Source organism: Seonamhaeicola sp. MEBiC01930, from assembly GCF_045277075.1.
Classification (GTDB): domain Bacteria; phylum Bacteroidota; class Bacteroidia; order Flavobacteriales; family Flavobacteriaceae; genus Seonamhaeicola.
Genome location: NZ_CP104270.1, coordinates 2931511 through 2958151, shown reverse-complemented (window position 1 = coordinate 2958151; position 26641 = coordinate 2931511). Strand labels below are relative to the sequence as shown.

The window sequence follows — 26641 nt, the reverse complement described above, 5'->3', positions numbered from 1 at the left end:
ATAACACCCTTTTTTTGTTTATAACTTTTCTTTCAAATAAAGTGGTAAATATTTACTTTTAAAAAGTTGAAAAACAAACTTAGCTTATCGGTAGATATAAATCACTTATGCTGAATCTGTTTTAGAATTACTTCGGGTTTATAACTTGCTTTGTAAAATACATGAAAAAAGTCCTGCAAATATTTACAATAGGAATTTTAATTAGCTCTTGTTCAGCTACTAAGAATAATAGTAATAAAACTAGATTTTTTGACGAAAATAATGTAGAAATCCGAAAATCAAAGTTCGACAGAATTCGTTCATCCAATAAACTATTAGATATTCCTGGAGATTCTTTAAATCACAAAAAATTGATTTTGAGAGAAAAACATGGTGAAATATCAAATAGAGCCTTGTTGGAATCACTTCTAGAGCATGAAACAAATCGAGAATTAGACTCTACTAAACCTTTAGTAATAATTTACTACCCAGGAAAAGACCCATGTAATTCAAGTGGCTTAGCAACAAAAGAATCTATAAGAATTTGGTACGAACAATTAGAAGATGGAATCAATCAAATTGCACAAACCAAACCAATTTATATTTATAAAGATAATGATGGATTGGAAAAATATGACGAAGTTTTAACTTGGTATAAAGACCCAGAACAGACTATTGAGAAACTTTTTTTTGAATACCATTATCCATGTTACAGTTTTGTTGTTATTTCAAGTAACGGAAAATATATCAGTTATTTCGGAGAGTTTGGAAAAGAATATGTGTGGGAAGCAACACAAATTATGAATAAATAAATGCTTTTTTAACACCCCTAAATGTTCGTTAAAAATTCACCTAACTGGTTGCAAACTCCCCCACTCGGTCCAAGAACCATCATAAACTACTAGGTTTTTATACCCTGCAATTTCTGCCCCTAGTGCTAACACACAAGCCGTAATACCAGAGCCACAAGAAAATATAACCGCTTTGGTTTCATCTGTGATTTTAGAAGCGAAAATGGTCTTTAAATCTGCTTTGTCTTTTAATAACCCGTTTTCTAATAAATCGGTAAAAGGTAAATTGATAGAATTTGGTATCGTGCCAGACCGCAACCCTTCTCTTGGTTCTAGAACTTCACAATTAAAACGTACGCTAGAACGCGCATCTATTATGGTATGTGATTTTGTTTTAGAAGCCTTTTGCATACCATTAAAAAAAGTCATATAACCAGGCTGCAAATTAGCCTTAAAGTCACCTTTTTCTCCAATAAACTGTGCCATACTTTCTTTTGGTAACCCTTGTTTTGTCCATTCTGGGAATCCGCCATTTAAAACCGAAACCTTATTATAACCAAATGCTTTAAAGAGCCACCAAACACGTGCGCTGGAATAAATACCTTTATCATCGTAAACCACAATGATACTATTATTATTGATACCTAAATTTCTGGCTTCTTCTTGAAATTGAAACTCTGAAGGGAAAGTACTTGGAAATTCACCCGTTATATCACTAAATTTTTTCTTAATATCAAAAAAACGAGCCTTTGGTATTTGTTGGGTTTCAGTATTAAAAATCTTGTTTATTGTACCATCTAAAACAACCAAATTGGGGTTTTCTAAATTACTATAAAGCCATTTAACAGAAACAATAGGGCTACCTAAAGGTTGATTCATTTTTTAGACGTTTTTAAAATATTATAATCGTTGGTGAAAAAGTTTAAAACCTCTTCTGAAACTGGCATTTCATCTTGGGTAATTCCACTCTCTAAAATAATAGGTTTAATGTCTTGAATTTTATGTTTATACCAAAATCCCACTTTAGTAAAGCCAATAGCATAAACTTCATTATTTCTAGAAAAAACCTGACGATGATATACCCAATTATCATCCCATCCTTCTAAAATAAGGGTGATTTTAAATTTTGTCCACCGTTTTAAAGGTTTTTTATAAATTATTTTTTGAGAACCAATTACAGGATACTTTCCTTTCTTAATAGTGTTTTTATACAAATCTGTGCGAAAAGTAATTTCTAGTCGGATTAAATCCATGTAATAGAAATACTTAGAATTTGCCATAAACCTAAAGGCATCACAATCTAAAACACTAACACGCCTTATCCTAGAGAAGTCTTTGGCTAAATTAACACGCTTCCACAAAAATTTAGAACCAATATAAACATATATAATATGTAACCAGTAATATAGCATAGGTTGGTTGGATTACTTATAAATATAAACATTTCTAGCCGAAATAATAGATAACAACAAAAACCCTAGCCCCGATTGAAGTATTTGTTGGAGCTCTTTTTAGCATTAAAAAAGCGACTACTGAAAGCGGGAAACAGCTTCTAAGAATACATTTTATTAATTAAATAAAAGTCTGCCAAAACTAAAGCTGCCATAGCCTCAACAATTGGCACTGCACGTGGAACTACACAAGGGTCATGACGCCCTTTACCTTGCATTTCTACAGTATTACCATGTTTATCTATGGTTTCATATTTTTGAATTAATGTAGCTACAGGTTTAAATGCTACACTAAAATATATATCCATACCATTACTAATACCACCTTGAATTCCGCCAGAATAATTGGTTTTTGTAGAACCATCATTGTTAAAAGCATCATTATGGTCGCTACCATACATAGTACTTCCCTGAAAACCACTACCATACTCAAAACCTTTTACGGCATTGATGGATAACATTGCCTTACCTAATTCGGCATGTAGTTTATCAAATACAGGTTCACCCAAACCTACTGGCACATTTTTGATAACACAGCTAACAACACCACCAACAGTATCTCCTTTACCGCGCACTTCCTTTATATAGCTTTCCATTTTAGAAGCCATTTCTGTATCAGGACACCTTACAATATTAGTTTCTGCGTTAGCTAAGTCTAATTCCGTATATGGTTTATTCAATTTCATAGTACCAACACTAGATACATAAGCAGTAATTTCTACATTTTTAAGTAGCTGCTTAGCAATAGCTCCTGCTACAACTCTACATGAGGTTTCTCTTGCAGAACTACGTCCGCCACCACGGTAATCTCTTATACCATATTTTTGGTCGTATGTATAATCTGCGTGACTTGGACGGTAACTATCTTTTATATGTGAGTAATCGTGAGATTTTTGGTTAGTATTTTCAATAACAAAACCTATTGGCGTACCGGTAGTTTTACCCTCAAAAATTCCTGAATGAAATTTAACCGTATCTGGCTCCTTACGTTGTGTTACAATAGCTGATTGCCCTGGCTTACGTCTATCTAACTCCTGTTGTATAGCAGCTAAATCTAATTCAATTCCAGGAGGACACCCATCAATAACTCCGCCTAAAGCAGTACCATGAGACTCTCCGTAAGTAGTTAAATTAAATAGTTTTCCAAAGGAATTACCAGCCATGTCTAAAAATTTTTGCTAAAGTAAATCTATTCTAAGAGAAACAAAAATCAAACTAACATCAATTTTAAGCAATATCAATTCATTTAATGGAAATAATAAAACCTAAATTGATGAAATTCTATAAAACTTTATGGCCTAATTTATACCATAACAATTGCTTAACAATATACTCATAATTAGATAATTATAAGGTAAACTTCACATAATAGTAAATGTAGTTATTTGTACCGTTCTAAGTTACGCTTATATTGAAAATTAAAAGAAAAATAGAAATTGCTGTAATATCTGATGTTCATTTAGGAACATACGGTTGTCATGCAAAACATTTACTCACCTATTTAAACAGTATTAACCCAAAAAAATTAATACTAAATGGTGATATAATTGATATTTGGCAATTTAGTAAACGGTACTTTCCTAAATCTCATTTGAAGGTAATTAAAAAAATTATGGATTTTGCGGCAGATGGTGTTGAAGTATACTACATAACTGGTAATCATGATGAAATGCTAAGAAAATTTAGCGGCACTAACATTGGAAATATATCTATTGTAGATAAACTTGTATTAGAAATGGATGGAAAAAAGGGATGGTTTTTTCATGGCGATGTTTTTGATGTATCTATACAACAAGCTAAATGGTTGGCAAAACTTGGGGGATATGGTTATGATTTACTCATTCTATTAAATAGACTGATTAATTGGTATTTAGAAAAAAGAGGTAAAGAACGTTATTCATTATCTAAAAGAATAAAAAACAGCGTAAAAAAGGCAGTTAAATTTATAAATGATTACGAAACTGTAATATCTGATTTAGCTATTGAAAATGAATATGACTATGTTGTTTGCGGTCATATTCATCAACCAAAAATGGAATTCAAGGAAAATAAAAATGGTAAAACCATGTATTTAAACTCAGGAGATTGGGTTGAAAACTTTACTGCTTTAGAATACCAGTTTAAACGCTGGAAAATTTACAACTATAATAAAGACAAATTGGCACCTTTTTATACAGATGAAGCTGTGAAAGATCTTGAAATTAAAGACTTAATTGCAGCCATAACCATAGTTGATAAACATAAAAGCAAATAATTTATTTTTTCAATGAATTGTTTTATAATATGTTGAAAATCTTCACAAACAATTATTTATTAAATATTAAATATTCCAACTTCTTTGGCGTTATTTTTGTATAACTAATCTGAATTAGAAAAAACAACGTATTTAATTAGTAGTACTAAATTTTGAACAACAAAAATTAAACTTATGAAGAAATTATTTTTATTATCATTTGCGGTTATAGGATTTGCATTTACAACAAATGCGCAAAATATAGCAGATAACGCTATTGGTTTAAGGTTAGGAGATAGTAATGGCTTAGGAGCTGAAATATCATATCAAAGAAAATTAAGCGAGGAGAATAGATTAGAATTAGATTTAGGTTGGAGAGATGGAAATAATTATGATGGCTTTAAGTTAGCTGGTTTATACCAATGGGTCATGCCTTTAGATGGTGCTTTTAACTGGTACGTAGGTGCTGGTGGTGGTATTGGTTCTTTTAGTATAAATACCCCAGGAATAGATGATACTGATACTTTTATTTTTGCCGCTGGTGATATTGGTATTGAATATGCTTTTGAAATTCCTTTACTATTATCCTTAGACTTTAGGCCAGAAATAGGGTTCGGAGAAGATTTATATGACAATAATGATTTAGATTTTGATATTGCACTTAGTATTCGTTATCAGTTCTAAATTGAAAAATATGATAATAAAAAAACCTCACTATCGTGAGGTTTTTTTATTAACTTGATATCTATATTATAAATTCATTTCAAGTATTTTGAACTTTAAAACAAACATAAAAGTTGAATCGGTTTTTTTAAACTATCCTGAACCTATTAAGGATAAAATGTTTGCTCTTCGCTCTCTAATTATAAAAACTGCAGAAGAAATTGATAACCTTAACACATTAGAGGAAACCCTAAAATGGGGAGAACCTAGTTATGTCACTAAACATGGAAGCACATTAAGAATTGATTGGAAATCAAAAACCCCAAATCAATATGCCATGTATTTTCAATGCACAAGCAGATTGGTGTCTACTTTTAGAAGTATTTTCAAAAACACATTTAAGTTCGAGGGTAAACGAGCTATTATTTTTCATGTTAATGATGAGTTGGAAATAGAACCATTAAAAGCTTGCATTAAAGCCACCTTAACCTATCATAAAGTAAAACATTTACCAACATTAGGTGTTTAGTTTTTTTGGTACATTTATAAAAACAAAAAATCTAAACAGATGAAACTAGGTGCTTTTTCTGTGAGTCTTGCTGTTCAGGACATACACAAATCAAAAGAATTTTATGAAACTTTAGGCTTTGAAGTGTTTGCTGGAGATATTGAAAAAAACTATCTCATAATGAAAAACAACAATGCATTAATTGGTTTATTTCAAGGTATGTTTGAAAATAATATTCTAACGTTTAATCCTGGGTGGGATGAAAACGCTAACTCGTTGGAATCCTTTGATGATGTTAGAACCATTCAAAAGCATTTAAAATCAAATGGCATTCAACCTATCAATGAAGCTGATGAGTCTAAAACAGGACCAGCAAGTTTTGTGGTTTCAGATCCTGATGGAAATACAATTCTGATAGATCAGCATGTTTAACTAAAGCACTAAACACTTAGTTAAAGTGTCTTCATAAATAGCTTCATATTGAGGTACAATTTTATGTAAATCAAATTTCAAGGATTGAGCCCTAGCATTATCTTTAAAAGTCTTTAACCTCTGATTATCGCTTAAAATATGAAGAGCGTTTTTAGTCATATCTTCTACATCACCAACATTGCTTAAGAAACCAGAATACCCATGAATATTAACTTCTGGAATACCCCCTGTATTACTAGAAATAACAGGAACACCAGACGCCATAGCCTCTAAAGCCGCTAATCCAAAACTTTCAGTAAGCGAAGGCAGTAAAAACAAATCGCTAAAACAAAGAATTTTATCTATTTCATTACTTCTTCCAAAGAAAATAACCTTATCAATAATACCTAACTCCATACAACGCTTTTCAACATTTTCTTTTTCTGGGCCTTCACCAATAAACATCAATTTAGCAGGTAACTCTTTTTGAATATTATAAAATACACTAATTACATCCTGTACCCTTTTTACTGGTCTTAAATTACTTATATGTGTAATTATTTTTTCATCCTCATCCGCCATCATTCCACGTTGACAGTCCTTAAACTTTTTACTGTATTTATCTAAATCAATAAAATTAGGAACAACGTTAATCTCATTTTTAATATCGAATAAACGCAAAGTATCCTTTTTTAAGTCTTCTGATACCGCCGTTACCGCATCAGACTTATTAATACTAAATGTTACTGCTGGTTTATAAAACGGATGACTTCCAACTAAGGTTATATCTGTTCCATGAAGTGTGGTAACAATTGGTAAATGAATACCTTCTTCCTTAAGCATTTTTTTTGCCATATACGCCGCATAGGCATGTGGAATAGCATAGTGAACATGAAGAATTTCAATTTTGTGAAGCTTCACCATATCTACCAACTTACTTGATAATGCCAATTCATAAGGTTGATAATGAAACAAAGGGTATTCAGGAACATTAACCTCATGATAATGAACATTATTACTTATCAACTCAAGTCTAACCGGTTGACTATATGTAATAAAATGAATTTCATGCCCGCGTTTAGATAATTCTAAACCAAGTTCTGTAGCAACAACACCACTTCCTCCAAATGTAGGATAACAAACAATCCCTATGTTCATAATTTAATCTTCTATAGCTTCATAAATGAAGCGTTGTATTTCGGTTCTAATATTTTCTCGTAACAACAGGTTTTTTCCAGCTTTAGGATAAGTTCTATTGGCCAAAAAAACATAAACCAATTCAGCTTCAGGATCTGCCCATGCATAAGTTCCTGTAAAGCCAGAGTGTCCAAAGCTCGTCATAGACACACAGCCACATGTTGGTCCTTCATCCTCTAACTGCGGTTTATCAAAACCCACCCCTCGCCTATTATCCTTTTCACAAAAGTAACACGTATTAAACTTATCAATGGTTTCTGGTTTTAAATAACGCTTACCACCATAAAAACCCTTTTGCAAAAACAACTGCATAATTTTAGCAACATCATTAGCATTGCTAAATACGCCTGCATGCCCTCCTACACCATTTTGCATTGCAGCTCCCATATCATGAACAAACCCGTGAATCTTTTGGTGCCTATAATAATCATCAACTTCAGTTGGTACAATCTTCTTATTACTAATGGTATGATATGGATTATACAAAGTATTATTTGCACCTAATGGTTGATAAAAATGCTCTTGCACCAACTCATCTAAACCTTTGTCGTAATGAGTTTCTATAAATTTCTTTAAAATATAATAAGGAAAATCACTGTAGCGATATTTTAATCTATCCAACAATTCTGATTCTCTTATTATTTTCTGAATAGAATCTTGATAATCAGACCTTAAATAAAGGTTTTTAGTGACTTCAATATTAAAATTATTCGTTCTACTTTTTCTGTAATATTTCTCACTTGGTTTCTTGGTTACCGTATCTAAGGTATGATAATAAAATGGCTCCCATGGTCTCAATCTAGCATAATGAGAAAGCATTTTTTTTATAGAAATATCTTCCTTATTAGACCCTTTATATTCTGGTAAAATTTCAGAGAGTTTAGTATCTAATGACACTAAACCATCTTCTACCATTTCCATTAATAACGGTAAAGTAGCTAATATCTTAGTTAAGGAAGCCAAGTCATAAATATCATCAAAGCCAACTTTCTCTTTCCCCTCATAGGTATGCTTTCCAAAATTTTTATTATAAATAACTTTTCCTTTTCTGGCTATTAACAATTGAATACCAGGGGTCATATTACGGTTTACTGCAGACTGTGCTATAGAATCTACTTTTTTTAATTTCTCCGAGCTTACGCCAACGCGTTCAGGTAAGGCATATCCCAACCTTTTAATTTCATTTAATATAATCCCATCACCTTCTTTAAAAAATGTACCTGCTGACACCGGTAAACTTCCTTTAGATTTCAAAGCTCCAAAAATAATTTGAGCCGACTTTTGTTGGGCTATCTTACTATTTTGATAACTAACCACAATACTTTCAAAATTTTCAATGGTTTTAATATCTGTTAAAGTATAAGGCTTAACAAAAACATCTAAAATCACATCATGGGTTCTTGCAATTTCTTGCAGCCAGACTAATTCTTTATCGGTAAACTTATGCGATTTCCATGGATTGGCATTAGACTTGTGTAAACCAATTACAACCGTATTATATGCTCTTAATTTACCCATTAAATCATCTAGCATTTCTGATTTTACATGATGAACTTTTGTGTATTTTCTTAACTCATTTAAAAATGCAGAACCATTATCATCTCCCATTTGAACATAGGCTATTTTTTTAGTTTCCAACTGCCTTAGAGGAAGTAAATCATTTTTGTTTTTAACAATGGTTATAGCATTTTCTATAAGTTCTTCGTACAACAGATCATCTTCTAACCTATTCAAATCTTTGTTTAGATTATATAACCCAATAGGCTCATAATTATCCAATCCAACTTTATACTTGGCTTGAAGAATTTTTTTAACTGAATGTTCTAATCGTGCCTCTGTAATTTCGCCGTTATTGTAAGCTCTAACTATTTTTAAAATACCAACCTCAACATCTTCGGACATTAGCATAACATCATTTCCTGCCTTAAAAGCTGCCACATCTATTTCTCCTGTTAAATCAAAATCTGCAGCACCTTTCATAGTTAATGCATCTGTAAAAATAAGTCCTTGAAAACCTAAATTTTCTTTTAAAATATTGGTGACTATATTTTTTGATAATGATGAAGGATATCCTGTCTTATCTTCTAAACTTGGTACATTTAAATGAGCAACCATAACACTTGAAAGCCCTTCTTTAATAAGTTTTTTATAAGGGTACAACTCTACAGAGTCTATCCGTTTTTTATCAAAATTAATAGTGGGTAAGGTTTTATGGGAGTCTTGATCTGTATCTCCATGACCTGGAAAATGCTTAGCGTTAGCCAACACTCCTGCACTTTGCATTCCGTTCATAAAAGCTATAGCTTTTTCTGTTACGTTATCTCTACTTTCTCCAAAAGATCTATTGCCAATAATAGGGTTTTTAGGATTGGTATTTATATCTACAACGGGGGCAAAATTAAAATGTACACCAATGCGTTTACAATGTTCTCCAATATGTCTTCCAGTTTTTTCTACTAGGGCATTATCCTTTATAGCCCCCAATGTCATATTCCAAGGGAAAGCATAGGTAGAATCAAGCCTCATACTTAAGCCCCATTCAGCATCCATTCCAATAAGCATGGGTATTTTAGAAATAGACTGTAACTCATTGTTTAACTTGGCTTGCTTTACAGGACCGCCATTTGAATAAATAATTCCTCCAATATGATGATCTTGTATTAACTTAACAATTTTGTTTTTGGTTAACATGTCTTGATTAGACATAACCTGAACCATGTAAAGTTGACCCACTTTCTCTTTTAAGGACAAGGTATTATAAATACTATCTACCCATTTTTTTTGGGCTTCAGCATCTGTAGAAAGTAAAGGATTAGAAACCGATTGACTTTGAACAGTATTTAAAATAAAAAGAGAAGTTAGAACAATTAAGATTTGACGCATAAAAGATTTGTTAAGCATTATTAATACTAGGTACTTAATATTAATAATCATGCCAAAATACTACTTTTAGCAACAAGATAAAAAGACTTTAAGATAGTTTTATAAATAAGAAATTAACCATTTATGGTTTTATTCTATAAGGTCAATATGCCTATCATGATACCCTAAAAGGTAAAGCACACCATCTAAACCTATACTAGAAATAGAACTTTCAGCATTTTCTTTAACAGTAGGTTTGGCATGAAATGCAATTCCTAAACCAGCAAGATTAAGCATAGGTAAATCGTTTGCTCCATCGCCAACAGCAATTGTCTGGCTAATATCTATACCTTCTTTTTTAGCTATTTCACTAAGATATTCTGCTTTTTTCTCCCCATTTACAATTTCGCCTAAATAGTTCCCTGTTAGAGCACCATCTTTAATTTCTAACTGGTTAGCATATACATAATCTATACCAAGTTGCTCTTGTAAATAATGACCAAAATATGTAAATCCACCAGATAAAATAGCGGTTTTAAACCCATAACTTTTTAAAGTATCAATTAGTCTTTTTGCACCTTTGGTAATAGGTAGGTTAACAGCTACATTATGCAACACTTCTTCACTTAGTCCCTCTAAAAGCTTCATTCGTTTTTTGAAACTCTCATTAAAATCTATTTCACCTTGCATTGCAGATTCTGTAATGGCCTTTACCTGTTCACCTACACCAGCCAATTCAGCTAATTCATCAATAACTTCAGTCTGAATAAGCGTAGAATCCATATCAAAACATACTAATCGTCTGTTTCTTCTATAGATATTATCTTCCTGAAATGCAATATCTACATCTAATTCCTGTGAAATTTGCATGAATTTTTCTGTAAACTCTGCTTTACTGTCTATTTTTCCTCTAATAGAAAGTTGAATAGACGCTCTAGGGTATTCCTCTTCTTTGACTAAAGACAAACGACCAGTAAGACGTTTAATAGCATCAATATTTAATCCCTTCTCTGAAACTATTTTAGTAACCTCAGAAATTTGTTCAGCAGCCAGTTTCTCTCCTAAAATGGTTACAATGTATCTATCTTTTCCTTGAAGACTTACCCAATCTTCATAGTCATTTAAAGAAATAGGTGTAAATTTTGCAGTAAGCCCAAGTTCATAGGCCTTAAACAACAAATCCTTTAATACTGCAGCAGATTTTTTGCCTTTTGGAATTTCAAACATGATACCCAAAGACAAAGTATCATGGATATTTGCCTGACCAATATCTAAAACCTTAGCACCATATTCTGCCAATACTGAGGTTAATCCAGAGGTTAATCCAGGTTTATCTTGTCCTGAAATATTTAATAAGAAAATATCTTTAGCCATTTTTTTAGAATTGCGCTTTAAAAGCTGTAAAAATCAACATTCTATCTGAAATATGAAAAGAAGTGAAATAAAATTTATTTAAGAAATCGGTTATGCCAGCTATCACTTGCGGGAACTTCCCAATTGTCATTTAATTCAGCAATATTAGTAACAAGGTTATTAAAGACAATGGTTTTCTTTGAAACCGCTCTATCTTTAGCCATTTTTTTGAAATCTGCGAGTGATTTATATGCTATAAACTCACCTTGCTTGTATGACACATTCATTTTATCCATTAAATCTACATTATATTCTTTTTCTAATTGTTGAATAAAATGTACAGATGCATCTATTGAGCAACCTGTAGCTGCATTTAAATCTTGATTTAACCCAATAATGATGAATCTTTTATATTTTATTTGAAAACCAGAATGTAGATCACCTCCATGAGCAGTCCAGTTTTCAATAAAAGTCTCTAATTTATCTGAAATTTCAGCTATTTCTTCTTCTGTGAATGAACGATTGGCTTGGTAAACCCAAACTCTTGATTCTTCTGGTAATGTTTTAAAATCTACTAGCATGCTTGTTTAAATGGCTATAAATTGTATTTCTTCTTAAATTTCTTCGAAGCTAAATAATTATATATACTATATCCTAAACTTCCTAAAATTATCATTTTAAAAATAATCCCATTAATTAATGTATTTGGATCTGCTAAATAATTAATAGCATAAATGGTTATCAATAAAATTAAAGGTATTGACAAAAAAATTAGGGGAGATTTTTTTAAGAGTACCCCACTTACCACAATAATCAATATTACCACTACATTAAAAACTAAGGCAAACAAATTATTCAGTAATAGAGAGTAATTGATAATAGCGCCTAAAATATAAAAACCTGCTGCTAAAAAAAGTAAGTTTCTACTCTTATTTAAAGAATCTTCAGAATCAATAATAATTCCTTTATCACTAATAAACTTCCCTATATGAAGCGATTTTTCTTTTTCACTTCCAGTAAATGGAAATTCACATATTTGACAATTATCTGCTCTACTTAAGTTTTCATTTTTACAAGCCGGACATATTTTACTTTCCATACTTATAGTTCTTCAGAATTAGCAATGAGTTCAGCAATATCTAAAACTGAAATCTCTGCTTCTTTCTCTTTTGCTTTAACACCATCAGTCATCATAGTATTACAATAAGGGCAACCTGTTGCAATTATATTAGGGTTAGTTTTTAAAGCATCTTCGGTTCTTAAAACGTTTATATCCTTATCTCCTTTTTCTGGCTCCTTGAACATTTGCGCCCCTCCTGCTCCACAACATAAGGCATTAAGTTTATGTCGTTTCATTTCAACAATACTTGCATTTGTACTCTTAAGCACTTCCCTTGGCGCATCATATTCACTATTAGCTCTCCCAAGGTAACAAGGATCATGAAAAGTAATACGTTTTCCTTTATACAAATTACCTTTTAAAGTTAAGCGCCCCGATTTAATTAATTCTTGAATAAACTGAGTATGATGAAGTACCTCATAATTTCCTCCTAAACTAGGGTATTCATTTTTTAAACAATTAAAAGAATGCGGGTCACATGTAACTATCTTATTTATTTCGTAAGCATTTAAAACTTCAATATTCATTAAAGCTTGCATCTGAAATAAGAACTCATTACCAGCACGTTTTGCAACATCGCCAGTACAACTTTCTTCTGTACCTAATACTGCAAAATCAACATTGGCTTTATTAAGAATTTTAACAAATGCCTTTGTTATTTTTTTTGCTCTATCATCAAAACTACCAGCTGAACCAACCCAAAACAAAACCTCAGGTTTCTTGCCTTCTGCCATAAAGTCTTCCATTGTTTTTACAATCATACCTTCTTGGTTTAATTAGTTTCACTTTGCTTTTTGCTAACCAGCATCAAGTCTTGTTTATATTTTTTTGCTTTTTCAACTAAATCTGATGATACCACTTGATAGAATAAAGGCGAGTCTGCATCATAATTAAGTAGTACCCATTTACCCTCTGTAGCATCTTCTTTTAAAAGAATTGTCATACTGTTTTTCACTATTGCTTCAAGTGTATTAGATGAAACAAACTCAACATCCATACCTTGTGCTTTCATCATAGTTGTCATCATTTTTATGGCTTCATCATCAAACTCTTGACTTTTAAATGTCATTTTCATATCCATATCATATGAAACAAAGGCATATTCCAAATTATTTGATTTGCCTTTATAAATTTCAGAAACAACATATTCTGGAGCTTCTTTAGCAGTTTCAATTGAATATTCTTCATTTCCTTCAAACATCATTTTTATTACAGATAACATTTTAGCTCTAGGCAAAATGTCATAAACCTTTGGATGTGTCATGTCTAATAAAGATTCAAAATCTTTGTTTATAACATCACTAAACATTTTATCAACTAAAACAGACAAATCTTTTGATGAATTTTGTGAGCTAATAACATTAACACTTCCTAATAGGAAACTAAATGCCAATACAAACTTTAAAATATAATTCATTCCTGCTAATTTCAACTACTAATCTTCCTTCCAGTTTAACCTATCCATTTGATTATAAGGCCATGGTGCTCCGTTATTTTCAATATTGCTCATCATATTATTCAATTCTGTAGGTGCAGCACTTTGCTCCATAACCAAATAACGACGCATATCTAAAATTATAGACAATGGATCTATACTAACTGGACATTCTTCAACACAGGCATTACATGTGGTACAAGCCCAAAGCTCTTCATGACTTATATAATCTCCTAATAATTGCTTACCATCATCTTTAAACTCTCCGTTAGAATCAATATTTTTACCAACTTCTTCTAACCTATCCCTAGTATCCATCATAATCTTACGAGGAGATAGTTTTTTACCAGTTAAATTAGCTGGACAAGATGAAGTACATCTGCCACATTCTGTACAAGTATATGCGTTAAGTAATTGTAACCAACTTAAATCTTGCACATCACTAGCTCCAAATTTTGCTGGTTCTTCTGATTCTGAATCTTCTGCCGGAGCAGCAAATGGATCTGCATTAGGGTCCATCATTAATTTAACTTCATTAGTAACTGAATCTAAATTATTAAACTGCCCTTTTGGTTTTAAACTCCCATAATAAGTGTTGGGAAAAGCCAGTAATATATGTAAATGCTTAGAAAAATACAGATAGTTTAAAAAGATTAAAATACCAATAATGTGAAGCCACCAAGCACTTCTTTCAATAATGGGTAACGTGTTTTCTGGTATGGTACTAAACCATGGCGCTATATATTGACTGATTAGGTTACCATTGTTCATGTTTTGAAATGTTATATCTGTTGCATTCATAACTAAGAATAAGGTCATAAGTACCATTTCAAAGTACAAGATATAATTGGCATCGTTTTTTGGCCAACTAGTCATTTCACTTTTCCAGAAACGTGCTAGTTTAATAATGTTTCTTCTTATCCAAAAAACAATGACTGAAACTAAAACTAACACTGCCAGTATTTCAAAAACCCCTATTAAAATACCATAGACATTAACAATACCTGAAAATGCTCTATGTGTACCTAACACCCCATCAATAATAATTTCTAACACTTCAATATTGATAACTATAAACCCCACATAAACAATAGCGTGTAAAACTCCTGCTACGGGACGACGCACCATTTTACTTTGCCCAAAGGCAATCATCATCATGTTTTTAAGGCGCTGTGATTTATTATCGCTTACATCAACATCTTGACCTAGCTTAATATTCCTAATTAGCTTTTTTACGTTTTTTGTAAAATAACCAATTCCTAATATTAGTAGAATTGCAAAAATTATGTTTGGCAAATACGTCATATTATTTAGTTTCTTCTTCTGAGTAAGGGATTTCTTTTTTAGATAGTATTCTAAAATAGCGTTTTGGATGCAGTTTAATATCTTTTAAAAGCGCCTCTAGCTCTCCTGTAGCCCCTTCTAGGTTATTATATAAAGCCTCATCTTTAAGAAGTTTGCCCATAGAGCCTTCACCACTTTCTATATTTCCAAGAATACTATTAAACTTCTTTAGTGTTGACTCTAAATTTTTAATAGTCTCCCCTACATTAGAATTGGCAATAGAATCTGAAACAGTTGAAAAGTTAGCGGTAATTGTTTCAACATTCTTTAAAGATTTATTTAAAGAACTATCATTATCTGCTATTAATCCGTTTAAAGATTTGGCAGTAACTTTAAACTCTACTATAGTTTCATTTAAACCAGAAATACTAGCTTTCAAACTAGATTTAGTTTTATCATCCAAAAGTGTATTTATATTTTTAAGAAGCGCATCAGCACTTACTAACATACTACCTAATTTATCTTGTAGTGGTGTTAACTTTTGATTTACCAATTCACTTAAACCAGCTTTTAAAGTTCCTTCCAATTTGTCTCCAGACTTAGCGTTTTCAGCACCATCAAAAGCTGGCATAATTGCTACTGCCTTTCCGCCTATTAAACCGGTTTCGTACAATTCAGCTTTACTGTTTTTTGAAAACTGGTAATCGGTATCAACTAATAATTCAACCATTAAGTCTGCTGAACCATCATTTTTAAAATTTATTTTAGAAACTTTACCTACAACCTTACCGCTAATGGTAACTGGCATTGACGGAGTTAAACCTTCAACATTATGATATTCTGTAATAAAAACCCTTGAAGAATCTAGTAAATTTTGTCCTTTTAAATAATTATAACCAAAAATTAAGAGCACTATTCCTGAAAGTACTAATACAGCTGTTTTTACTTCTTTTGATATTTTCATCTGGCGGTTGTTGTTTAATTGATTTGGGTAGATGTAATTAATCTAATCAATCTTATAATCTATAAAATTTTAGAACATTAAGATTCATTTTGAAATAAATGCATTTAAAAACAAATTTAAAATAAATTTAAAAAGAACAGAATTAATTAGCCATAGTTTTTAAAGCCTCTATTAACGGTATTTTTTTTCCATCTTTAAACGCAACAACAAAACTTGAACCATAGCCTTTATTGCGAGCTTCCTCCTCTAATTGTTTTGTTACTTCATAATTAGTTGTGCTTCCATAAAAGTATTTATAAAGGCTACCTTCTTTAATTCTTGATATTTTGTTTAACCCTTTAAAATTATAAGCCTTTGTTTCTATGGCCTTAGAACTTGCCGCTATTTGTACTTTAAATTCTATATGATTTGAGACCTGCTCTACTTCTTTATCCTCAACAAAAGCAACCGTCTCCTTAGCATTAATATTAAGATATTTTAAATACTTTTCAACAGCAATGAACAAAGATTTAGTCATTAAATTCTTCCCATGCTTAGAGTTCAAAAAGTCCTCCTCTTTCTTGTGAGTTAAAAAACCAAGTTCTACTAAAACACTAGGCATGTAGGTATAAGCCAAAACATAAAAAATGTTCTGTTTTACGCCTCTACTCCTTCTTTTTGCCGTTATCTGAAATTCATCCTCAATGAATCTGGCTAACTTAATACTATGATCTAAATATGCTTCTTGAGCCAATTCAAGACCTAATAAAAATTCAGGTGAGCTAGAGTTAAATTCTTTATATACCTCAGTATTTTCCTCTAGTGCCATTACACTATTCTCTCGTTTGGCTACTTCTAAATTTTGCTTATTCTTAGTTGTTCCTAATACAAAAGTTTCAGAACCATAGGCCGTTCCTTTCTTTCCAGGCTGGGCATTGCAATGAATAGAAATGAATAAGTCAACGTCTTTTTTGTTTGCTGCAATCGCTCTCCCATTTAAAGTAGGAAAAACATCTTTATCTCTTGTATAAACTACCTTAACATTAGACAATTTTTCGTTTATCATTTTTCCTAAAGCTAATGAAACATCTAGAGCAATGTCTTTCTCAGTAGCTTTATACCGACCAGTTCCCGGTGTTCCGGTATCTCTGCCTCCATGACCTGGGTCAATCATTATCACAAACGGATTAGAGGCAGATTGCCCATAAACAGGTAAATTAAAAGAAAATGTTAATACTGTTATAATTAATACGAAAAGGGATAATCTGTACGTTTGCATAACTATTATAAACGGATAAAAAACTCGGTTTATTACTCATTTCTTTGGGTCTTGATTTTATTTTAAAATTTAAATCAAACACAGAAAAAATATATGTAATTTTGGCATTTCAAAAACCGAGCCATACTTTTACAAAAATACACTAAAAGCGTTGCATAGAAACAACTTTAAAATACTTTTTGCTCTAAGTTTTACAGTGTTTATTAACACTTTAAGCCATGGTCAAGACATACCTCAAAAACCCAAGCCTATTATAGGAAATCCTGTTAAAGATTCTTTGGTTATTGATGCTGATGACATTGATAAAATTAATACGCCTGAAATAACTGAAAAAGGTCAAGACTCAACGGCTACTGATTCTATAAAACCTAAAGAGCTTTTAGAACATATAGTGAAGTATTCGGCAACAGATTACACTAGATTTAATCAAAAAAAGCAAAAACTTTATCTATACAAAAATGCTAAAATTGATTATGGTAATATGAATATTACCGCTGGAAGCATTGTAATAGACTATAATAAAAATACTGTTTATGCAAAGGGAATAGAAGACTCCTTAGGAGGTTATACTCAAAAACCTGTGCTTACGGAAGGTAGCAATATTGTAGAACCAGACTCTATTATTTTTAATACTGATACCAAAAGAGCCTTGATATACAATTCTGTCACGGAACAAGGAGACGGTACGGTAATAGCGAATATTACTAAAAAAGAAAATGACTCGGTTTACTTTATTAGAAATGCCAAATATACCACCTCTGAAGATCTTGAAGACCCTGATTATTACATAAGACTTTCTAAAGCAAAAATTGTTCCTGGTAAAAAAATTGTAACTGGAGCTGCTCAAATGTATATTTATGATGTACCAACCCCTGTTTGGTTGCCATTTAGTTTTTTCCCTCAGAGTGAAAAACATACCTCAGGAATAATAATTCCATCATTTGGAGAACAGAATGACCGTGGTTATTTTTTACAAAATGGAGGTTATTATTTTGCAATTAATGATTATGTAGACTTAGCTGTTTTAGGCGATTATTACACCAATGGTAGCTACGGTTTACGTTTAGAAAGTTCATACGCAAAACGATACAAGTTTAGAGGCAACGTGAATTTTAGATATGAAAACTTAATCACTTCAGAACTTGGCTTCTCTGATTATGCAAGAAATACTATATATAATATAAGATGGTCTCACAGTCAAGACTCTAAGGCTAATCCGAATTCAAGGTTTTCTGCTTCAGTAAATTTAGGTAGTAGTACATATTATCAGAGCTCTTTAAACCAAATTAACTCAGGTAGTAATTATTTAACCAATACTTTATCATCATCGGTATCTTACTCTAAAACCTTTCAAGGAGAACCTGCTGTTAATTTTAGTTTAACAGCTACCCATTCTCAAAACACGAGCACGGAAACTATTAATATGACACTTCCCACCTTTCAAGGTAGTGTTGGTAGAATGTACCCATTTGCTTCCAAATCAGGAACTAAAAAAGGAATTCTTCAAAACATAAACTTTCAATATAGTGTTAGAGGTGAAAATAGAATAACAACTACTGATTCTTTATTCTTTAAAAAAGAAATGTTTGAGGATGCCAAATCTGGGTTTCAACACTCTATTCCTTTAAGTACAAACTTTAAAATTTTTGATCATTTTAGTGTTAGCGCCAGTGCTAATTTTAATGAAGTTTGGACATTTAAGACGATAGATAAGTTTTATGACACCACAGAGCTAGAAACAGTAACCGAAACAATAAATGGATTTGATTCATTTAGAACGTATAATTTTAGCACTAGTTTAGGAACTACTATTTATGGTATGTTTAATTTTGAAAAGGAAGGTAAAGACCCTAAGCTTAAAGCTATTAGACATGTAATGCGGCCATCTATTAGCTATAATATAAATCCAGCATTTGACAAGTATTATGATACATATGAAGTTGTTAGTGCTGATGGACTGACTACTGAAGATGTAGATTTTACTAGATTTGAAGAATCAATTTTTGGTACTCCTAATAGAAATTTCTCAAGTTCCATGGGCATTTCTATTTCTAATAACTTAGAAGCAAAAGTAAAAGATAAGGATAGTACGGCTACAGAAGATAAAAAGATTAAACTTTTAAACAGTTTAAACTTTTCTAGCTCCTATAATTTTGCGGCAGATTCTTTACAATGGAGTCCTGTTAGAGTAAGTGGAAGCACCCAGCTTTTTCAAAACAAAATGAGTATTAATTTTGGGGCTACCTTAGACCCATATGCCCTTGACAATAACAACACTAAAATAAATAAATACAATATTGATAATGGCGGAAGTTTATTTAGGTTAACAAGTGCCAATTTAACAACAAGTTGGTCAATATCGAATGAAGGAAAGGGAAAGGGTAAGGATAACAGCAAGAATAAAAATGATGTTAATAACGACAACCCAGACGATGTATTACCGAAAAATTTAGATTTTGCGAATCAACAAATTGGTAGAGAAGAAGATCAGGACGACAAAAAAAAGGAAGAAGAAGAACCTACTTCTTTCTTCAACCATAAAATACCTTGGAATTTACGGTTAGCATATTCTATGAATTATTCCAATTCTAGACGTCAGAACGAAATATCATCCCATTCACTTATGTTTTCAGGTGATATTGAATTAACTCAGAAATGGTCGGTAGGTGCATCCTCTGGTTATGATTTAAAAAACAAAGGATTTACCTATACTCAATTACGATTTTCAAGAGACCTATTAAGTTGGAAAATGAATTTTAGTTGGATACCTTTTAGCGCTAACAAATCTTGGAATTTCTTTATTGGAATTAAATCAAGTATTTTACAAGATTTAAAATACGAAAAACGGAGACAACCAGACATAAACTTATAATCTCATTATTATGAAAACAATAATAACAACCTCAAGCGCCCCCGAACCTTTAGGCCCTTATAATCAAGCCATTCTAAAAAATGATACGCTATACATGTCTGGTCAAATAGCTATAAATATTGAAACCGGGGCCTTAGTAATAGATAATATTGAGTCTGAGACACATCAGGTTATGCAAAACTTAAAAGCTGTTTTAGCAGCTGCTAACATGACTTTTGAAAATGTGGTTAAGTCTTCCATTTTCATTAGTGATATGGATGATTTTGGGTTAATAAACAACGTTTATGGAAGCTACTTTAATGAAGCTACGGCCCCGGCAAGAGAAACTGTTCAAGTGGCTAGACTCCCTAAAGATGTAAACGTTGAAATTAGCATGATTGCTCAAAAATAAAATTATGCCAAAGAAATATTACTTGAATATTTAAGTAACAGTTTTTTAAGTTTCTCTACCTCAATGGGTTTTGACAAATAATCATCAATTCCTGCCAATTTTGCATTAGAAATATCCTCTTCAAAAGCACTAGCAGAAACCCCAATTATAGGCGTTTTATTTGTTTGGTATTTTTCTGTTTTTCTTATAGACTTAGTAGCTTCATAACCATCCATATCTGGCATATAAATATCCATAAACACCATATCAAAATCCAATATCTTATAAAGTTCTAAAGCTTCTAAACCATTCTTAACAAAGGTACAATCAGCACCTTGACGCTCTAATAAAAACTTAATAACTTTTTGGTTCATTCTATTATCCTCTGCTACCAAAACACTAAATTTATCTTGTAAAACTGGTTGAACTTCAGCTTCTTCAATTTTCACGTTTAATGTCTTTTTAAGCTGCAAACTAAAATAAAAAGTGGAGCCCTCATTTTCCTTAGTTTCAAGTTTCAATTCGCCTCCCATAAGCTTAACCAATTGATGAGCAATATGCAAACCTATTCCACCTCCCCTATAATCCTTAATATCAGATGTATCATAAGAATTCCCTGAATTATCAAAAATACGCCCTACTTCTTCAGCCTTCATTCCAACACCAGTATCTTTTACATAAAAAGTAACTATTTGATCATTATCAATACCGACTGTTTTATCAACAATAATAGAGATTTTACCAGAATTAGTAAACTTTATAGCATTGTTAATTAAATTGATTAATACCTGTTGTATACGAGCAGAATCACCTAAAACCAGAAACTTATCTTTTTCTTCAGATAAAAACTTAAAATCAAAATTCAAGCCCTTTTCCCAAGCTTGATACTCTAAAATTTTGAAAAGTCTTGTTAGGTCTAATTCCAAGTCTATGGCTAAAAAGTTTAATTCAGGTGTTTCTTCACTATCAACTTTTGCATTATCGGTTACCATATTAACCAACTGTAATAAATGCTTTGAAGAATATTCTGCAATTTCTACTTGAGCCTGTTGATCACTATTCAAATCTGTTTGCTTTAACATATTCAGCATACCTAGCACTGTACTTAAAGGCGTTCTAACCTCATAACTCATGTTTGCTAAATAAATAGATTTATGTTCTAGTAGCCTTTCTGTTTCTTTTAAGCCTTGCTTTAATTCACGAACTCTTGTACTGAGATTAGACCTAATGACATCATTTTTCAATTGATTTTTTAAAAAATATTGTAAAACAAAAATTTGAACAATTGCCAATGTAAAAAGAGAAAATATTACAGTCTCAATATCAATTAACTTCTCTAAAAAAGCATACCCTAACAAAAGTATTATTGTAATTGATAAAAAAGTAAAAAAAGACAAAATCTTTTTTATGTTAGACCTTATATATTTTAAAAGAATATTCATTTAAAAACGTGTAAAAAATACTAGTTTATAAATATACAATTATCAAAATAAAAAGATTTATTCATTGGCATTAAATCAAAGATATTAACTAAAAAATTGTAATTTTAAATAACAAAATATGATACCAATATGAGAATAGAATATGATATTAAATTGGGGTTTAAAGACGTAATGATTCGTCCAAAACGTTCTACATTAAAAAGTAGATCTGAGGTGAATCTAGAAAGGGAATTCAAATTTTTACACAGTTCTTTCACCTGGTCAGGTATTCCTATAATTGCAGCTAACATGGATACAGTAGGTACATTTGAAATGTTTAAAGCCTTATCTGAAAAAAAAATTTTTACCGCTATCCATAAGCATTACTCAATTTCAGACTGGAATACCTTCTCTTTGAATTTAACAAAAGAAAACTCCAATTTTATTGCTATAAGTACAGGCATTAGCCAACAAGACTCAGAAAAATTAGCTGAAATATTAAGGCATAATCCTAATTTAAAATTCATTTGTATAGATGTTGCAAATGGGTATTCAGAATTATTTGCTGATTTTGTAAAAAAAACTAGAGTACTTTACCCTGATAAGGTAATAATAGCTGGTAATGTTGTTACCGGCGAAATGGTTGAAGAATTACTCCTTTCTGGAGCTGATATTGTTAAAGTAGGAATAGGTCCAGGATCCGTTTGTACAACAAGAATAAAAACAGGTGTAGGCTATCCACAATTATCTGCTATTATTGAGTGTGCAGATGCTGCTCATGGTTTAGGTGGACAAATTATTAGTGATGGTGGTTGTACAACTCCTGGTGATATAGCTAAAGCTTTTGGTGCTGGGGCAGATTTTGTAATGCTTGGTGGTATGCTAGCTGGCCATAATGAAAGTGGTGGAAAAAGTATTGAGAAAAATGGTAAAACCTATAGACAATTTTACGGAATGAGTTCTTCTACAGCTATGGAAAAACATGTTGGTGGCGTAGCTAATTACAGAGCAAGCGAAGGTAAAACTGTTGAAGTTCCTTATAGAGGTGATGTGGATGCAACCATTCAAGATATTTTAGGTGGATTAAGAAGTACGTGTACATATGTTGGAGCTAGTAGACTAAAAGAACTTACAAAGCGTACCACATTTATTAGAGTTGCAGAACAAGAAAACAAGGTTTATTCTAAGTAATTCGTTCTCCTGAAGAACCCAATTTATTTGGGATTAATTCATAAATAAAATCTGGATTTAATCCGATTTCTTGACGATGAGAAACATATAAAATAGCCGTATTACTTTCTTTTGCTATTTTATTAATTAGTTCTGCAAAAATAATAGAATCATAATCATCAAGACCATTAGTTGGCTCATCCAAAATAAGTAATGGCGGATGCTTAACCATAGCCCTTGCAATTAAAACCAAACGTTTATGGCCACTTGAAAGCGTTTGAAAGTTTCTATCCTTAACATCAAACATATTTAACAATCTTAACCATTGATGTGTAAGGAGTATTTGGCTTTCATTTGGGTATTTATATAATCCTACAGAATCATAAAAACCGGAAATTATCATTCTCTCAATAGTATCAGACCTTTTAAATCCTTGAAGCATTTCTGATGTGAAGTAGCCTATCTTCTTTTTAATTTCCCAAACACTTTCGCCACTTCCTTTCTTAATTCCAAAAAGATGAATATCTTGATTAAATGCTTTAGGGTTATCACCAGTTATTAAAGACAATATGGTGCTTTTTCCTGAACCATTGGGCCCCTTTAAATGCCAAAATTCTTTTTCTTTTATCTCCCAAGAAATATCCTTAATAATTGGTTTTTCAAAATATGAAACAGAGACTTTATTAAACTTAACCAAAGAACTACTATTTGCACTTACTTCTTTATAGGGCTTTGGTAAATCTTGAATAAATAATTTAGAAGATTTAGTAATTAAATTCTCAAAATCACTTATTATTTCTATGGATTTTCCCTTTGGCTTATAAACCTTATCAATAAAGGATAATATTTCTCCTTTTCTATTTGCTATTTGTACTATTGGAATAGTTTTACTTAAGGTTTTTATGATGGATGCCATTTGATATTGAGCCTCAACATCCAAATTTCCAAAAATATTATCTGCAATAAGGTATTCCGGTTCAGTAGAAACAATATGTTTTATTAATGCCTTTTTTCTTTCACCTTCAGAAGAGGTGGTTAAACTCTTATTATTTGCAGTAGCAACATCAACTATACCATGACGTTTTTCTTCTTCAATAAACTTGTTGATGGTAATTTCAGAAAAAAGGGCACCCTTTAAATCACTTAATTCATTTACAACCTTACCTTGCAAAATTCTAGAAATCAATGATTTTTTATCGTCTTTATTCGATATATAAATAGCTATATGCCCTTTCATATTTTAAACTCTAAACTATTTAAAATTGATTAAATAAAAAAACCTTTAAACAGACATTTCTGTTTAAAGGTTAATCTTTTATGATTTTTTTGAATTTATAAATTCTTAGTATGAAATGGAACCAACCCATCTATTGGTCTTCTTTCAAAATTCCCAACTTTAAAGCCCATTTCATTGGCCACCTCGTTAATTTCATTTTGAGAAAAATATGCAATTGAACCGGCAAAATGAACAGGAACAGTTTTAAGTTCCTCTTTAAATTGCATAATCATATTTTTTGCAAATAACCTAATTCCATCTTTAATTAAATTGATTGTATATTCTGAATCTTTATGCAAGAACATAAACTCAGCAAAATTTGCTAAATATGCATTAGGGCTTGGTTGTTTGTACAAGTTGTACTTTATAAAATCGGCTTCCATATTAAACTTTGCACCAAAAGCTACCTTTACATTTTCTGGCATGTGGTTAAAGTAATAATCTCTAATAAGTTGTTTTCCAAAATAATTACCAGAGGCGTCATCCATAAGTGTGTAACCAAGTGATTTAACACGTTGATGTAATACATCACCATCATAATAACTACAATTAGAACCTGTACCTAAAATACAAACCACAGCTGCTTCTTTAGGGTGACTAATTGTTGAATAAACAGCAGCTAAAGTATCTTCATTTACTTCAACATGAGCCTTAGTGAATATGTCTTTTAAAACCTCTGTTAATAATTCTCTTGCGTTATCCGTTCCACACCCAGCGCCGTAGAAAAACACATGAGTTACTTGGTCTTTATTTTCTCTTAACTCATCACTTTTGTTAATGATTTTAAACAGCTTTTTTTCACTTAAAATAGCCGGATTAAGACCTTTAGTCCTAATCTTCTCCATTAACTTATTTCCTTCTTTATCTACTGCCAACCAATCTGATTTAGTAGAACCACTATCAACAATTAAAATCATTTTGTGAAAGATAAAAAAACTCCACAAGTTTTAAATGCCTAAACACTTAACACACTGTGGAGTTTTATAATTTTAAATTAAATTATTTTACAGACGCAATGTATTGTGCCAAGTCAACTAATTTAGTTGAGTAACCAAATTCATTATCGTACCAAGATACTAACTTAAGGAAGTTATCATTTAATGCAATACTAGCTCCTGCATCAAATACACTTGTTAAAGATTCTGAAACGAAATCTTGAGAAACAACAGCTTCTTCAGTATAACCTAATACACCAGCTAATTCATTTTCAGAAGCAGCTTTTAAAGCAGCTTTTACCTCATCCCAAGAAGCAGACTTTTCAGTTCTTACTGTTAAATCAACAACAGATACATCTTGAGTTGGAACTCTAAATGCCATACCAGTCAATTTTCCGTTTAATTCAGGAATTACTTTACCTACAGCCTTTGCAGCACCAGTAGATGAAGGAATGATATTTGCTAAAGCACTTCTACCACCTCTCCAGTCTTTCTTAGAAGGACCATCAACAGTCATTTGTGTTGCAGTTGTAGCATGAACAGTAGTCATTAAACCTTCAACAATTCCAAAATTATCATCAATAACTTTAGCTATTGGTGCTAAACAGTTAGTTGTACATGAAGCGTTAGATACAATTGTATCCTCAGCAGTAATTTTATCACTATTTACACCCATTACAAACATTGGCGCGTCTGCAGATGGCGCAGAAATTGCCACCTTCTTAGCTCCAGCCTTAATATGAGCTTGAGCTTTATCTAATGTTGTAAAAATACCTGTACAATCTAAAACAACCTCTGCTCCAACAGCATCCCATTTTAAATCTTCTGGGTTACGTTCTGCAGTAATTCTTATTTCATTACCATTTACAATTAAGTTACCGTCTTTAATATCAACAGTACCGTCAAATCTACCATGTACAGAATCATACTTTAATAAATAAGCTAAATGCTCTACATCTAGTAAGTCATTGATTCCTACTACTTCAATATCATTTGGTCTAGAAGCTGCAACTCTAAAAGCAATTCTACCTATTCTACCAAATCCGTTAATTCCAATTTTTAATTTTGACATATCTAAGTTTAATTAG

The 26641-nt window shown here is 31.6% G+C and carries 25 protein-coding genes; 8 read left to right on the top strand and 17 right to left on the bottom strand.

Going from position 1 to position 26641, the window contains the following annotated elements:
- Window positions 1–161 precede the first annotated feature (161 nt).
- Window positions 162–791 carry a hypothetical protein gene (locus N1F78_RS12855; protein ID WP_406683567.1) on the top strand — a complete coding sequence of 210 codons (630 nt, stop codon included), beginning with the start codon at window positions 162–164 and terminating at the stop codon, window positions 789–791.
- Window positions 792–827: 36 nt separating this feature from the next.
- Here the strand turns inward: N1F78_RS12855 and N1F78_RS12850 are convergent, their stop codons facing one another.
- The 3 genes from N1F78_RS12850 to aroC all read right to left on the bottom strand — a co-directional run bounded on the left by N1F78_RS12850 (window position 828) and on the right by aroC (window position 3384).
- Window positions 828–1649: a sulfurtransferase gene (locus N1F78_RS12850; RefSeq protein ID WP_406683566.1), complete on the bottom strand. Its 822-nt coding sequence runs from the start codon at window positions 1647–1649 to the stop codon at window positions 828–830.
- Complete coding sequence (locus tag N1F78_RS12845; RefSeq protein WP_406683565.1) at window positions 1646–2182, bottom strand: acyl-CoA thioesterase; 537 nt, start codon at window positions 2180–2182, stop codon at window positions 1646–1648. Before N1F78_RS12845 ends, N1F78_RS12850 begins: the two co-directional genes overlap by 4 nt.
- A 140-nt stretch (window positions 2183–2322) precedes the next feature.
- Window positions 2323–3384 (bottom strand): chorismate synthase, encoded by a 1062-nt coding sequence (gene aroC / locus N1F78_RS12840; RefSeq protein ID WP_406683564.1) that lies wholly within the window; start codon window positions 3382–3384, stop codon window positions 2323–2325.
- A 248-nt stretch (window positions 3385–3632) separates the two neighbouring features.
- Between aroC and N1F78_RS12835 the strand changes: the two genes are divergently transcribed.
- From N1F78_RS12835 to N1F78_RS12820, 4 genes are all read left to right on the top strand, one after another.
- Window positions 3633–4475, top strand: coding sequence for a UDP-2,3-diacylglucosamine diphosphatase (locus N1F78_RS12835; RefSeq protein ID WP_406683563.1), 843 nt, complete (start codon window positions 3633–3635; stop codon window positions 4473–4475).
- Between the two features lie 174 nt (window positions 4476–4649).
- Window positions 4650–5138: a hypothetical protein gene (locus N1F78_RS12830; RefSeq protein ID WP_406683562.1), complete on the top strand. Its 489-nt coding sequence runs from the start codon at window positions 4650–4652 to the stop codon at window positions 5136–5138.
- Between the two features lie 88 nt (window positions 5139–5226).
- Window positions 5227–5646 carry a DUF1801 domain-containing protein gene (locus tag N1F78_RS12825; RefSeq protein ID WP_406683561.1) on the top strand — a complete coding sequence of 140 codons (420 nt, stop codon included), beginning with the start codon at window positions 5227–5229 and terminating at the stop codon, window positions 5644–5646.
- 39 nt (window positions 5647–5685) lie between these two features.
- Complete coding sequence (locus N1F78_RS12820; protein WP_406683560.1) at window positions 5686–6057, top strand: VOC family protein; 372 nt, start codon at window positions 5686–5688, stop codon at window positions 6055–6057.
- On the opposite strand, the gene bshA is transcribed toward N1F78_RS12820, so the two are convergent.
- The 10 genes from bshA to N1F78_RS12770 all read right to left on the bottom strand — a co-directional run bounded on the left by bshA (window position 6058) and on the right by N1F78_RS12770 (window position 17509).
- The gene (bshA, locus tag N1F78_RS12815) at window positions 6058–7194 is read right to left on the bottom strand and encodes an N-acetyl-alpha-D-glucosaminyl L-malate synthase BshA (protein ID WP_406683559.1); all 1137 of its coding nucleotides are present in this window, start codon (window positions 7192–7194) and stop codon (window positions 6058–6060) included. It lies immediately after the preceding gene.
- Between the two features lie 3 nt (window positions 7195–7197).
- Window positions 7198–10116 carry a glycoside hydrolase family 3 N-terminal domain-containing protein gene (locus tag N1F78_RS12810; RefSeq protein ID WP_406683558.1) on the bottom strand — a complete coding sequence of 973 codons (2919 nt, stop codon included), beginning with the start codon at window positions 10114–10116 and terminating at the stop codon, window positions 7198–7200.
- A 129-nt stretch (window positions 10117–10245) separates the two neighbouring features.
- Window positions 10246–11469, bottom strand: coding sequence for a phosphoserine phosphatase SerB (gene serB / locus N1F78_RS12805; RefSeq protein WP_406683557.1), 1224 nt, complete (start codon window positions 11467–11469; stop codon window positions 10246–10248).
- Between the two features lie 74 nt (window positions 11470–11543).
- On the bottom strand, window positions 11544–12029 hold the full coding sequence (locus N1F78_RS12800; RefSeq protein WP_406683556.1) for an ABC transporter ATPase: 486 nt from the start codon (window positions 12027–12029) through the stop codon (window positions 11544–11546).
- A gap of 14 nt (window positions 12030–12043) precedes the next feature.
- Window positions 12044–12547, bottom strand: coding sequence for a hypothetical protein (locus N1F78_RS12795; RefSeq protein ID WP_406683555.1), 504 nt, complete (start codon window positions 12545–12547; stop codon window positions 12044–12046).
- Between the two features lie 2 nt (window positions 12548–12549).
- On the bottom strand, window positions 12550–13329 hold the full coding sequence (locus N1F78_RS12790; protein ID WP_406683554.1) for a (Fe-S)-binding protein: 780 nt from the start codon (window positions 13327–13329) through the stop codon (window positions 12550–12552).
- An 11-nt stretch (window positions 13330–13340) separates the two neighbouring features.
- The gene (locus tag N1F78_RS12785; protein ID WP_406683553.1) at window positions 13341–13985 is read right to left on the bottom strand and encodes a hypothetical protein; all 645 of its coding nucleotides are present in this window, start codon (window positions 13983–13985) and stop codon (window positions 13341–13343) included.
- Window positions 13986–14003: 18 nt separating this feature from the next.
- Window positions 14004–15308: a 4Fe-4S dicluster domain-containing protein gene (locus N1F78_RS12780; protein WP_406683552.1), complete on the bottom strand. Its 1305-nt coding sequence runs from the start codon at window positions 15306–15308 to the stop codon at window positions 14004–14006.
- Between the two features lies 1 nt (window position 15309).
- Window positions 15310–16251: an MlaD family protein gene (locus N1F78_RS12775; RefSeq protein ID WP_406683551.1), complete on the bottom strand. Its 942-nt coding sequence runs from the start codon at window positions 16249–16251 to the stop codon at window positions 15310–15312.
- Between the two features lie 142 nt (window positions 16252–16393).
- Complete coding sequence (locus N1F78_RS12770) at window positions 16394–17509, bottom strand: N-acetylmuramoyl-L-alanine amidase (protein ID WP_406683550.1); 1116 nt, start codon at window positions 17507–17509, stop codon at window positions 16394–16396.
- Window positions 17510–17660: 151 nt separating this feature from the next.
- Here N1F78_RS12770 and N1F78_RS12765 point away from each other — a divergent pair, with 151 nt between their 5' ends.
- Together N1F78_RS12765 and N1F78_RS12760 are read left to right on the top strand one after the other, a co-directional pair.
- Window positions 17661–20381, top strand: coding sequence for a putative LPS assembly protein LptD (locus tag N1F78_RS12765; RefSeq protein ID WP_406683549.1), 2721 nt, complete (start codon window positions 17661–17663; stop codon window positions 20379–20381).
- Between the two features lie 10 nt (window positions 20382–20391).
- The gene (locus N1F78_RS12760) at window positions 20392–20772 is read left to right on the top strand and encodes a Rid family detoxifying hydrolase (RefSeq protein WP_406683548.1); all 381 of its coding nucleotides are present in this window, start codon (window positions 20392–20394) and stop codon (window positions 20770–20772) included.
- Between the two features lie 2 nt (window positions 20773–20774).
- Here the strand turns inward: N1F78_RS12760 and N1F78_RS12755 are convergent, their stop codons facing one another.
- Window positions 20775–22193: a response regulator gene (locus tag N1F78_RS12755; protein WP_406683547.1), complete on the bottom strand. Its 1419-nt coding sequence runs from the start codon at window positions 22191–22193 to the stop codon at window positions 20775–20777.
- Between the two features lie 129 nt (window positions 22194–22322).
- On the opposite strand from N1F78_RS12755, the gene N1F78_RS12750 reads away from it, so the two are divergent.
- Complete coding sequence (locus tag N1F78_RS12750; RefSeq protein WP_406683546.1) at window positions 22323–23363, top strand: GMP reductase; 1041 nt, start codon at window positions 22323–22325, stop codon at window positions 23361–23363.
- Here the strand turns inward: N1F78_RS12750 and N1F78_RS12745 are convergent.
- The 3 genes from N1F78_RS12745 to gap form a co-directional block, all read right to left on the bottom strand.
- The gene (locus N1F78_RS12745; RefSeq protein WP_406683545.1) at window positions 23356–24579 is read right to left on the bottom strand and encodes an ATP-binding cassette domain-containing protein; all 1224 of its coding nucleotides are present in this window, start codon (window positions 24577–24579) and stop codon (window positions 23356–23358) included. The two genes, N1F78_RS12750 and N1F78_RS12745, sit on opposite strands and share 8 nt — an antisense overlap.
- 95 nt (window positions 24580–24674) lie before the next feature.
- Window positions 24675–25535: an N-acetylglucosamine kinase gene (locus tag N1F78_RS12740; RefSeq protein WP_406683544.1), complete on the bottom strand. Its 861-nt coding sequence runs from the start codon at window positions 25533–25535 to the stop codon at window positions 24675–24677.
- Between the two features lie 82 nt (window positions 25536–25617).
- Window positions 25618–26625, bottom strand: coding sequence for a type I glyceraldehyde-3-phosphate dehydrogenase (gap, locus tag N1F78_RS12735; RefSeq protein WP_406683543.1), 1008 nt, complete (start codon window positions 26623–26625; stop codon window positions 25618–25620).
- Between the last annotated feature and the right edge of the window lie 16 nt (window positions 26626–26641).

Bases quoted from the DNA above. Each gene is read 5' to 3' on its own strand.
- N1F78_RS12855 (WP_406683567.1), top strand. From the start codon at position 162: ATGAAAAAAGTCCTGCAAATATTTACAATAGGAATTTTAATTAGCTCT.
- N1F78_RS12850 (WP_406683566.1), bottom strand. From the start codon at position 1,649: ATGAATCAACCTTTAGGTAGCCCTATTGTTTCTGTTAAATGGCTTTAT.
- N1F78_RS12845 (WP_406683565.1), bottom strand. From the start codon at position 2,182: ATGCTATATTACTGGTTACATATTATATATGTTTATATTGGTTCTAAA.
- aroC (WP_406683564.1), bottom strand. From the start codon at position 3,384: ATGGCTGGTAATTCCTTTGGAAAACTATTTAATTTAACTACTTACGGA.
- N1F78_RS12830 (WP_406683562.1), top strand. From the start codon at position 4,650: ATGAAGAAATTATTTTTATTATCATTTGCGGTTATAGGATTTGCATTT.
- N1F78_RS12820 (WP_406683560.1), top strand. From the start codon at position 5,686: ATGAAACTAGGTGCTTTTTCTGTGAGTCTTGCTGTTCAGGACATACAC.
- bshA (WP_406683559.1), bottom strand. From the start codon at position 7,194: ATGAACATAGGGATTGTTTGTTATCCTACATTTGGAGGAAGTGGTGTT.
- N1F78_RS12810 (WP_406683558.1), bottom strand. From the start codon at position 10,116: ATGCGTCAAATCTTAATTGTTCTAACTTCTCTTTTTATTTTAAATACT.
- serB (WP_406683557.1), bottom strand. From the start codon at position 11,469: ATGGCTAAAGATATTTTCTTATTAAATATTTCAGGACAAGATAAACCT.
- N1F78_RS12800 (WP_406683556.1), bottom strand. From the start codon at position 12,029: ATGCTAGTAGATTTTAAAACATTACCAGAAGAATCAAGAGTTTGGGTT.
- N1F78_RS12795 (WP_406683555.1), bottom strand. From the start codon at position 12,547: ATGGAAAGTAAAATATGTCCGGCTTGTAAAAATGAAAACTTAAGTAGA.
- N1F78_RS12790 (WP_406683554.1), bottom strand. From the start codon at position 13,329: ATGATTGTAAAAACAATGGAAGACTTTATGGCAGAAGGCAAGAAACCT.
- N1F78_RS12785 (WP_406683553.1), bottom strand. From the start codon at position 13,985: ATGAATTATATTTTAAAGTTTGTATTGGCATTTAGTTTCCTATTAGGA.
- N1F78_RS12780 (WP_406683552.1), bottom strand. From the start codon at position 15,308: ATGACGTATTTGCCAAACATAATTTTTGCAATTCTACTAATATTAGGA.
- N1F78_RS12775 (WP_406683551.1), bottom strand. From the start codon at position 16,251: ATGAAAATATCAAAAGAAGTAAAAACAGCTGTATTAGTACTTTCAGGA.
- N1F78_RS12770 (WP_406683550.1), bottom strand. From the start codon at position 17,509: ATGCAAACGTACAGATTATCCCTTTTCGTATTAATTATAACAGTATTA.
- N1F78_RS12760 (WP_406683548.1), top strand. From the start codon at position 20,392: ATGAAAACAATAATAACAACCTCAAGCGCCCCCGAACCTTTAGGCCCT.
- N1F78_RS12755 (WP_406683547.1), bottom strand. From the start codon at position 22,193: ATGAATATTCTTTTAAAATATATAAGGTCTAACATAAAAAAGATTTTG.
- N1F78_RS12750 (WP_406683546.1), top strand. From the start codon at position 22,323: ATGAGAATAGAATATGATATTAAATTGGGGTTTAAAGACGTAATGATT.
- N1F78_RS12745 (WP_406683545.1), bottom strand. From the start codon at position 24,579: ATGAAAGGGCATATAGCTATTTATATATCGAATAAAGACGATAAAAAA.
- N1F78_RS12740 (WP_406683544.1), bottom strand. From the start codon at position 25,535: ATGATTTTAATTGTTGATAGTGGTTCTACTAAATCAGATTGGTTGGCA.
- gap (WP_406683543.1), bottom strand. From the start codon at position 26,625: ATGTCAAAATTAAAAATTGGAATTAACGGATTTGGTAGAATAGGTAGA.